The organism is Arthrobacter sp. P1_A5, assembly GCF_056406825.1.
The window spans coordinates 1-9,374 of the sequence record NZ_JBFTZL010000144.1 but is presented as its reverse complement, the minus strand read 5'-3'; the positions used below and the strand labels follow the sequence as shown (position 1 = coordinate 9,374).

The following is a 9,374-nucleotide window of genomic DNA, read 5'->3' as shown; positions in this document are numbered from 1 at the left end:
CCGTCAACCTGGTGGGCGGCTTTGTGGTCACGGACCGGATGCTGGAGATGTTCAGCGCCCACAAGCGGACACGCATCCCCGCCTCAAGCGGCGCCGCCAAGGCTGGCGGAGCCGCGGGCGAAGGACACCCCGGCGAGGGGAGCTCCGCCGACGCGGCGGGGGAGTCCAAATGAGCCTCCTGAGCCCCGAATGGACAGCCCTGCTCTACCTTGTGGCCGCCGTCTGCTTCATCCTGGCGCTTAAGGGACTCAGCTCGCCACGAACGGCCCGCCGCGGCAACGCCATCGGCGCGGCCGGGGCGCTCCTCGCCGTCGTCACCGTCTTCCTCTCCGCGCGGCTGGAGAATGTTCCGCTCATCCTCGCGGCCATCGCCGTGGGGTCCGCGATTGCCTTCCCCGTGGCACGGCGGGTGCAGATGACCCAGATGCCCCAACTCGTGGCGCTCTTCAACGGCGTCGGGGGCGGGGCCGCGGCGCTCGTCGCCGTGCTGGAACTTGGCCACCAGGAAGATCCCTGGGTCCGCCTGGCCGTGGTCTTCACCATGCTGGTGGGGGCGGTGTCCTTTGCCGGCTCCGCGGTGACCGTGGGCAAGCTGCAGGAGCTCATCAGCACCCGTCCGCTGCTGTTCCCCGGGATGCCCTGGGTGATGGGGGCCGTCCTGCTGGGGGCGGTCTTCTCAGGAGCTCTGGTGGTCGTGACCGGGTCGCTGGGCTGGTCGCTCGCATTGCTGGGCCTGGGCCTCGCGGCCGGGCTGCTCCTGGTGCTGCCCGTGGGCGGGGCGGACGTGCCGATCGTGATCTCCCTGCTGAATGCGTTCACGGGGCTGGCGGTGGCAGCGTCGGGCGTGGTCCTGGGCAATGTCCTGCTGCTGGTCGCCGGGACGCTCGTGGGCGCGAGCGGCACCATCCTGACCAAGGTCATGGCCTCGGCCATGGGGCGCGGAGTCGGCGGAATCATGTTCGGGGCGTTCAAGGGCGGCTCGACGGCGGGTTCCACCGCCCTGAGCGACCGGCCAGTGCGTTCCTCGTCCCCGGAGGACATTGCCGTCCAGCTCGGCTACGCCCAGCGGGTGGTGATCGTTCCCGGTTATGGGCTCGCYGTGGCCCAGGGCCAGCACACTGTGGCGGAGCTTGCCACGGCCCTGGTCGCGCGCGGCGTGGACGTCGTGTTCGCCATCCATCCCGTGGCGGGACGCATGCCGGGCCACATGAACGTGCTGCTGGCCGAGGCCAACGTGCCGTACGAGTCACTGCGGGAGCTCGCGGAAGTCAACCCCGAATTCGCGACCACGGACATCGTTCTGGTAGTCGGGGCCAACGACGTCGTCAACCCGGCGGCCAAGTCCTCGCCGGGTTCGCCGATTTACGGGATGCCGATCCTGGAAGTGGTGCAGGCCCAGCAGGTCGTGTTCCTGAAGCGGTCCATGCGCCCGGGGTTTGCCGGCATCGAGAATGAGCTCCTGCACGATCCCAAGACCACCCTCCTGTTCGGCGACGCCAAGGATTCGCTGGCGAGGGTGCTYGGCGCGGTCAAGGCGCTCTAGGCATCCTGCGCCCGGCGGCTCAGGGCGCTTTCCGCTCCGGCAGCCCTGCTGCGCAGGGGACCCATGGCTCCGTGTGCTTGAGGTGGAGCGGACTTCAAAACAGTGTGGGCTGGGCCGTGCCGGAACGGGCAGCGCCAGCGTGGCGTGGGCTTGCGTGCCCCGCGGTGTCCGGGATGCTCCCGGCCGGGTACTGGGCTTCTTCCTCCCGGGCGTTGTCATGGTCGCTGCCCCCGTCAAGGTCCCGGTGGCTGAAGCCCTGCGAGCCGGAGAAGCCGTGCAGGTCCTTGAAATGCCGGACCCGTCCTGCCAGCCACGCGCGGTATTCCTTGGATGCGTATGACCCGCTGCCATACAGGCGGCGGTACTTGCCCGCCAGTTGCGGATGTTCCCGGGCGATCCACTGCATGAACCATTCACGGGTGCCCGGCTTCAGGTACAGCGCACCGRCCGTGACCCCTGTGGCGCCGGCCGCCGCGAGGGCCCCGAAGAGGGAATCGAGGGCCTCATCACTGTCGGAGAGCCACGGCAGGATGGGCATGGCCATGACGCCGCAGGGCAGGCCCGCTTCCCGCAGACGGGAGATGAGCTTCAGCCGGGCCCGTGGCCCAGGCGTGCCAGGCTCCACGGCCTCGGACAGCTGCTCGTTGGTCATGGCCAGCGAGATGCCCACCCCGACCGGCACTTGCGCCGCCGCATGCTTGAGGAGCGGGATGTCCCGGGCCAGGAGCGTGCCCTTGGTGAGGATGGACAGGGGAGTGCCGGAATCGGCCAGGGCACCAATGATGCCGGGCATGAGCTGGTAGCGGCCCTCGGCGCGCTGGTAGGGGTCGGTGTTTGTGCCAAGGGCCACGTGCTCGTGGCGCCAGGACGGCTTGGCCAGTTCCTTGCGCAGGACTTCGGCGGCRTTGATCTTGACCACCACTTGGCTGTCAAAGTCCAGGCCGGCGTCGAAGTCAAGGTAGGTGTGGCTCTTCCGGGCAAAGCAGTAGACGCACGCATGGCTGCAGCCGCGGTAGGGGTTGATGGTCCAGTCGAACGGCATCCGGGAACCGGCGACCACCTTGTTGAGCACCGATTTGGCGGTGACCTCATGGAAGGTGATCCCGGCAAATTCCGGGGTGGAGACCGTCCGCACGAGTCCGGCCAGCGGCAGCAGGGCAGCCGTGGGCGAAGCGGCGGAAACGGCGGCCGGGGAATCGCCGCGCTCAAGTGCTTGTGCGTCCCATCTCATGCCTACATTCGAATATATGTTCGACTGAATGTCAAGGATGCTGACGGGCGAGGCGGCGGCCGGTTGCAGCATGGGGCGGCCTGTGCAGCTGCGGGGATCGGGGCTTACGAAGCCAGCCGCTCACGGGCGTTGTGATCAGGGCTGGTCGGTTCAGTGGCGCGTTTGGTCTGGTTGACCTCGGCCCACACCGCATCGAGGGAGAGTCCGAGGACGCCGGCGATAGCGGCGATGGTCGGGAAGGCGGGGGTCGCTACGCGGCCCGTCTCGATCTTCCGGAGGGTCTCCGGTGAGACGCGTGCATCGAGTGCGATGTCGAGCATCGAGCGTTCCCCCCTGGCGCGGCGCAACAGGGCGCCGAGGCGCTGTCCGCGCTCGATCTCTGCGAATGTGAGGGGCAACCTGACCATGGCTTCGATTATACCGGGATAATATGACCGGTATAGTTATTGGACACGTGAGAAAGGCGCCGCATGATCGAGATCCTGAATCCCACCGAACTTGCCCGGGCCAAAGAAACAGGCGCCCTTGTAGCTGACATCCTGCAGACGCTGAAGAACCGCAGCACGGTCGGCGCGAACCTCCTGGACCTCGACCGATGGGCGCAGGCCATGATCGCCGAGGCTGGTGCGCAGTCCTGTTATGTCGACTACGAGCCGTCCTTCGGCCGCGGGCCGTTCGGACACTACATCTGCACGGCCGTCAACGACGCCGTGCTCCACGGACTCCCACGCGACTACACGCTGGCAGACGGCGACCTGCTGACACTCGACCTCGCCGTCTCCAAGCGGGGAGTCGCAGCAGACTCCGCCATCAGCTTCATCGTGGGCGACTCAAAGCCCCCGGGAAGCGTCGCGATGATCAGCGCGACCGAGCGCGCGCTCGGCGCAGGGATAGCCGCTGCCCGGCCCGGAGCCAGGATCGGCGACATCTCCCATGCCATCGGCTCGGTCCTTGGCGAGGCGGGGTACCCGATCAACACCGAGTTCGGGGGCCATGGCATCGGATCGACCATGCACCAGGACCCGCACATTCCCAACACCGGACGGCCGGGCCGTGGCTACAAGCTGCGCCCCGGGCTGCTGCTCGCACTGGAGCCATGGGTCATGGCCGACACCGCTGAACTCATCACCGACGCCGACGGGTGGACGCTCCGAAGCGCGACCGGCTGCCGGACAGCACACAGTGAGCACACGATCGCCATCACCAACGACGGGGCCGAAATCCTCACCCTGCCGACGCGGACACACGCATGAGGCCGGAGCGACACATGCCCCGGCGGCCAAGTGTGGACGGGGCCGGGTCGAGGGTGCCGCGGGGTGCCGCCTTACCGCGGCAGTGGGAGGGCGTTGTTAGGCTGGGGCGATGATTCTCCTGACCGGGTTTGAGCCATTTGGCGGCGATACGGCCAATCCGTCGTGGGCAGCGGCCCGTTCGGCGGCACGGCTGCTCCAATCCGAAGGGCTGGATGTCCAGGCGGTGGAATTGCCATGCGTCTTCGGCGAGTCGGCCAAGGTGCTGGCGGAGGCCCTCGAGCGTTTCACGCCGGAGCTTGTGCTGTGCGCCGGCCAGGCCGGCGGGAGGGCGCGCATCTCGCTGGAACGGGTGGCCATCAATTGTGACGACGCCCGGATTCCGGACAATGCCGGCAATCAGCCCGTGGACGAAGCCGTGGTCCCGGGCGGACCGGCAGCCTATTTCACGTCGCTGCCGGTCAAGGCGGCGCTCGCGGCGTTGAGCGCAGAGCAGATCCCGGCCGAAGTGTCCCAGAGTGCCGGGACCTATGTCTGCAACCATGTCTTCTACGCGCTCATGCACGCCCTGCGGCTACGTCCGGGCACCAGGGGAGGCTTTGTCCACGTCCCCTACGAGGAAACGCAGCTTCCGGCCGGGAGCAGTGCCCCCTCGCTGCCGGCCGCCCAGATGGCGGCGGCGCTCGCCGTCGTCGTGCGCACTGCACTGGCGACGACGGCGGATCTAAAGCTCCCTGCCGGCGCAACCCACTAGCCCCAGCCGGTCATCCGGCGCCCGAGCCGGTGGCGGCCGCCGTCGGCGACGCGAAACAACTGCTCCCGCAATTACTGGGCAATCAGTCGAGCAGTTCCCAGACGACGCCGATGGTGGCAGTGACCCCCGACTCACCGGCCTCGACGGTGAGTGAGGTCACGGCCACTTCCCGCTGCATCTTCGCCACGGGGATCGGCGCCTGGAAACCGGGGTGCTGGGTGAGGGACAGGACCCTGCCCAGCCCGGTTCCCGCGAGGGCGGCATAGTGCTCGGCGGTGGTGCGGGCGTCCTGCCAGGCGGCCTCACGGGCCCGGGCTTCGACGGCCGAGGAGTCGGCGAAGCCGAGGGTCAGCCCGTTCAGCCGGACGGCGTCGCCGCCGGCAGCAACCGCCGCGGCAAGGACCTGCGAGGACGCGGACAGCTCGCGGATCCTGACGGTGAGCGTGCTGGAGGCCAGGTAGCCGGTCACGGTCTGGCCCCGGCCATCCTGCCAGTTCAGCTCGGCCCGGACGTTCAGCCCGGAAGTGGACAAGTCCGCGCTGTCCACGCCGCGCTGCCGGAGCTCCGACGTGATGGCGGCCGACCGTGTTCCGGCCTCGCTGTAGGCCTCGGCCACGGTCTCGCGGCGGCATTCAACGCCGATCGACACGGTCAACAGGTCCGGCACCGCCTCGGCGCTGCCGGTTCCTGCAACGGAGATGCTTCGGGGGCTGTCTGTCATGTCAGGCCTCGTAACGTTCAGGGGCGGTCACGCCCAATCTGCGGTGCGTGCGTGGTCTGGTCCCGGGCAGGCCGGGCAGGGGGTAGCCGCCTGCTTCCAGGCCGGCGTGGCGCTCGAAGATGTTGGCGCTGCCCGGGTTGCCCGTGCGCCAGAGGGACCAGCCGGCGGCTATGAAGTACAGCGGAAGGAAGGGCAGCCCGAGGCACCAGGCATATTGGGTGCTGTGGCGCTCCTCGTGGCCCAGCAGCACTGGATTGGCGCGGGCGGATTCCGGTCCGGTTCGGAAGAGGATCACGTTGCCCACGGTGAAGGCCGCAGCAAACGGCAACCGCCAGCGGTAGCGGCCCGCGATCAGCAGTCCGCGCGGACCGGAGCTGACGGTTGTCCGAGCACAGGCTGCCAGCAGCAGGCCCAGCAGGGTGGAGCCGTTGAGCAGGTTGGCGATCTGGCGAAGCCGTTGTCCGGGCGTCATGAGGCCATGGTAGCCGGGGGTGTGCCCGGCAGTCAGGGGGCCGCCGGGATGTCCCGTGCCCTTGGAATTCCGGCGTAAGCGTGCCAGGGGCGGCCGGCACCGCGGCGTCACGTGCGGGGCGGCCATTGCCATGCCGCCGACGGCCGTCTACTAGACTGGGGACAGTGACCACAAGCCTTGCCGAGAACCTGCGCCGCGCCCTGTGCCCGGCGCACGCTGTTGGCATGATCCGACTCGTAGCTAAGAACAGTAGATGACTGAAACTTTGCCGGACGCAGCCGTCCCGAATCCTCTGGATGAAGCCGCCATTACCGCCGCCGTAGACCAGGCCGTTGCCGCCATCGCCGCCGCAGCGACCCTCGATGAACTCAAGGCCGTGCGCCTCGCCCACACGGGCGAGAAGTCCGCCCTGAGCCTCGCCAACCGTGAGATTGGCGCGCTGCCCAAGGACCAGAAGGCCGCCGCCGGCAAGCTCATGGGCGCCTCGAGGGGACGGGTCAACAAGGCGCTCGCGGACCGGACGGTCGCGCTCGAGGCCGAGAACGACGCGCGGATCCTCGTCGAAGAGACCGTGGATGTCACGGCAGCGCCGCGCCGGCGCACGGCCGGTGCACGCCACCCGCTGTCCACGCTGCAGGACCGCGTGGCGGACATCTTTGTCGGCATGGGTTGGGAAATTGCCGAAGGGCCCGAGGTCGAGTCCGAATGGTTTAACTTCGATGCCCTGAACTTCAAGCCGGACCACCCCGCCCGCGACATGCAGGACWCGTTCTTCGTCGAGCCGCCCGAGGCCCACCTGCTCATGCGCACGCACACCTCGCCGGTGCAGGTCCGCTCCATGCTGGAACGGGAGCTGCCCATCTATGTGCTGTGCCCGGGCAAGGTGTTCCGCACGGACGAGCTCGACGCGACGCACACCCCCGTGTTCCACCAGTTCGAAGGCCTGGCCATCGATAAGAACCTGAGCATGGCGGACCTTCGCGGCACGCTGGAGCACTTCGCACGCCAGATGTTTGGTGCGGAAGCCCAGATCCGGCTGCGCCCGAACTATTTTCCGTTCACCGAGCCGTCCGCGGAGCTGGACATTTGGCACCCGGGCGCCAAGGGCGGCCCCAGCTGGATCGAGTGGGGCGGCTGCGGCATGGTCAACGCCAACGTCCTGCGCGCGGCCGGGATCGACCCGGACATCTATTCAGGCTTTGCCTTCGGCATGGGCATCGAACGCACCCTCATGTTCCGCAACGAGGTTGGCGACATGCGCGACATGATTGAAGGCGACGTACGTTTCAGCGAGCACTTCGGGATGGAGATCTAACAGTGCGTATCCCACTTTCCTGGCTGCGCGAATTCGCGCAGGTACCGGCCGAAGCATCGGCCGAAGACGTCATGGCCGAACTCGTCAAGGTCGGCTTTGAAGAAGAAGCCGTCCACCGACCCACGGACACCCTTCGTGGGCCGATCGTCGTGGGCCAGGTCCTGAGCATCGTCAAGGAGCCCCAGACCAACGGCAAGACCATCAACTGGTGCCAGGTCCGGGTTGTCCCCGAGGGCCGCGAGCAGACCCTCACGGGCGAGGGCATCGACCCCTCCGGCGTGCAGGGCATCATCTGCGGCGCCCACAACTTCGTCGAGGGTGACAAGGTGGTGGTCACCCTCCCGGGCGCAGTGCTGCCGGGCGACTTCCACATCTCCGCGCGCAAGACCTACGGGCACCTCTCTGCCGGCATGATCGCCTCCGTCCGTGAGCTTGGCATCGGTGAGGACCATGACGGCATCCTGGTGCTGTCCCGGATCGGCCTCGACCCGGAACTGGGCACCGACGCGATGGAACTGCTGGGCCTCTATGACCAGGCGGCCGAGATCAATGTGACGCCGGACCGCGGGTACGCGTTTTCCATCCGCGGCGCAGCCCGTGAATACGCGCACGCCACCGGCACCGTGTTCACGGACCCGGTCTCCAAGGTCCAGGTTCCGCAGTCGCTCTCCGGCGGCTACGGCGTCAAGCTCAACGACGACGCCCCCATCTACGGCAAGCCCGGCTGCGACCGTTTCGTGGCCCGCACCGTGCGCGGTGTGGATGCCACCCGGCCCACCCCGCTGTGGATGACCTCCCGTCTCCGGCTCGCCGGCATCCGGTCCATCTCCCTGCCGGTGGACATCTCCAACTACGTCATGCTCGAGCTCGGGCAGCCGAACCACTGCTATGACCTGGACAAGCTGGCCGGCGACATCGTGGTCCGGCGGGCCACAGCGGGGGAGAAGATCACCACCCTGGACGACAAGGAGCGCACGCTCGACGTCGAGGATCTGCTGATCACGGACGAATCCGGGCCCATCGGAATCGCCGGTGTCATGGGAGGCGCCCACACCGAAGTCTCGGACACCACCACGAACGTCCTGGTCGAGGCCGCGCACTTCGACGAGGTCTCGATCGCCCGCGCACGCCGCCGGCACAAGCTGCCGTCCGAGGCGTCCAAGCGCTTCGAACGCGGCGTGGACTGGCAGGTGGCCGACGTGGCCGCCCAGCGTGTGGTGGACCTGCTGGTCGAACTCGCCGGCGGAACGGCCGACGAGGCCGGGACCGACGTCGGGACCGCGCCGGACGCCGTCACCATCGAACTGCCGGCAGAGTACGCGGCAGCCCGGATCGGGATCGACTTCACCGAGGAACAGATCCTGAGTTCGCTCGAGGACCTCGGCGCCGTCGTTGCCAGGACCGGTAACGGCTATACGGTGACCGCCCCGAGCTGGCGCCAGGACCTCGAGACCCAGGACGACCTGACCGAGGAAATCGCTCGGCTGATCGGCTATGACAAGATCCCGGCGACCCTGCCGGTGGCGCCCCCGGGCCGTGGCCTGACCCGCGTCCAGCAGCAGCGCCGCCGCCTGATTCAGGCCCTCGCCGACGCCGGACTCACCGAGGTGCTGGCGTATCCGTTCGTCTCGAAGTCCGCCAATGACACCTTTGGCGTCCCCGCCGAGGGTGCGGAGCGCAAGGCCCTCAAGCTGGCCAACCCGATCAGCGAGGAGCACGGCTTCCTGCGGACCTCCGTGCTGCCGGGCCTGATCGAGGTGGCCAAGCGCAACCACTCCCGCGGCTTCCGCGACCTCGCGCTTTTCGAGGCCGGGCTCGTGTTCCTGCCGGGCGAGAAGCTTGGCACCTCCGCGATTCCGCCGCTCGGCGTCAAGCCCGGCGACGACGTGCTTGATGCCCTGTACGACGGCGTCCCGGACCAGCCGCTGCACCTGGGCGCTGTGCTCACGGGGCACGACTCTCCCGCTGCCCCGGGCCACGCCCCGCGGGCCTGGGACTGGGCAGACGCGGTGGACATCGCCCGGATCGCCGGCGACGTGCTCGGCGTCGAGCTCCTGGTCACGCAGGGCCGGCATCAGGCCTTCCACC

9 protein-coding genes are annotated in these 9,374 nt (G+C 68.4%); 5 read left to right on the top strand and 4 right to left on the bottom strand.

Annotated elements, in window-relative coordinates:
* Positions 1-169: 169 nt before the first annotated feature.
* Positions 170-1,543, top strand: a complete 1,374-nt coding sequence (locus AC1D1S_RS16165) for an NAD(P)(+) transhydrogenase (Re/Si-specific) subunit beta (RefSeq protein ID WP_028277251.1) — start codon at positions 170-172, stop codon at positions 1,541-1,543.
* Between the two features lie 94 nt (positions 1,544-1,637).
* Here the strand turns inward: AC1D1S_RS16165 and AC1D1S_RS16160 are convergent, their stop codons facing one another.
* A complete protein-coding gene (locus AC1D1S_RS16160) occupies positions 1,638-2,774 on the bottom strand; it encodes an Rv2578c family radical SAM protein (protein WP_476994922.1) in 1,137 nt (378 codons plus the stop codon).
* A 104-nt stretch (positions 2,775-2,878) separates the two neighbouring features.
* Entirely contained in the window at positions 2,879-3,181 is a 303-nt protein-coding gene (locus tag AC1D1S_RS16155; protein ID WP_476994921.1) for a helix-turn-helix domain-containing protein, read from the bottom strand.
* Between the two features lie 63 nt (positions 3,182-3,244).
* Here AC1D1S_RS16155 and map point away from each other — a divergent pair, with 63 nt between their 5' ends.
* Together map and pcp are read left to right on the top strand one after the other, a co-directional pair.
* Positions 3,245-4,027: a type I methionyl aminopeptidase gene (gene map / locus AC1D1S_RS16150; protein ID WP_476943410.1), complete on the top strand. Its 783-nt coding sequence runs from the start codon at positions 3,245-3,247 to the stop codon at positions 4,025-4,027.
* Between the two features lie 109 nt (positions 4,028-4,136).
* The gene (gene pcp, locus AC1D1S_RS16145) at positions 4,137-4,778 is read left to right on the top strand and encodes a pyroglutamyl-peptidase I (RefSeq protein ID WP_476994920.1); all 642 of its coding nucleotides are present in this window, start codon (positions 4,137-4,139) and stop codon (positions 4,776-4,778) included.
* A gap of 82 nt (positions 4,779-4,860) precedes the next feature.
* On the opposite strand, the gene AC1D1S_RS16140 is transcribed toward pcp, so the two are convergent.
* Together AC1D1S_RS16140 and AC1D1S_RS16135 are read right to left on the bottom strand one after the other, a co-directional pair.
* A complete protein-coding gene (locus tag AC1D1S_RS16140; protein WP_476994919.1) occupies positions 4,861-5,499 on the bottom strand; it encodes an SIMPL domain-containing protein in 639 nt (212 codons plus the stop codon).
* A 1-nt stretch (position 5,500) separates the two neighbouring features.
* A complete protein-coding gene (locus AC1D1S_RS16135) occupies positions 5,501-5,971 on the bottom strand; it encodes a hypothetical protein (RefSeq protein WP_028277257.1) in 471 nt (156 codons plus the stop codon).
* A gap of 253 nt (positions 5,972-6,224) precedes the next feature.
* Here AC1D1S_RS16135 and pheS point away from each other — a divergent pair, with 253 nt between their 5' ends.
* Both pheS and pheT read left to right on the top strand, forming a co-directional pair.
* Positions 6,225-7,286: a phenylalanine--tRNA ligase subunit alpha gene (pheS, locus tag AC1D1S_RS16130; RefSeq protein ID WP_476994918.1), complete on the top strand. Its 1,062-nt coding sequence runs from the start codon at positions 6,225-6,227 to the stop codon at positions 7,284-7,286.
* Positions 7,287-7,288: 2 nt separating this feature from the next.
* On the top strand, positions 7,289-9,374 hold a 2,086-nt coding region (gene pheT, locus AC1D1S_RS16125; protein WP_476994917.1), incomplete at its 3' end, for a phenylalanine--tRNA ligase subunit beta.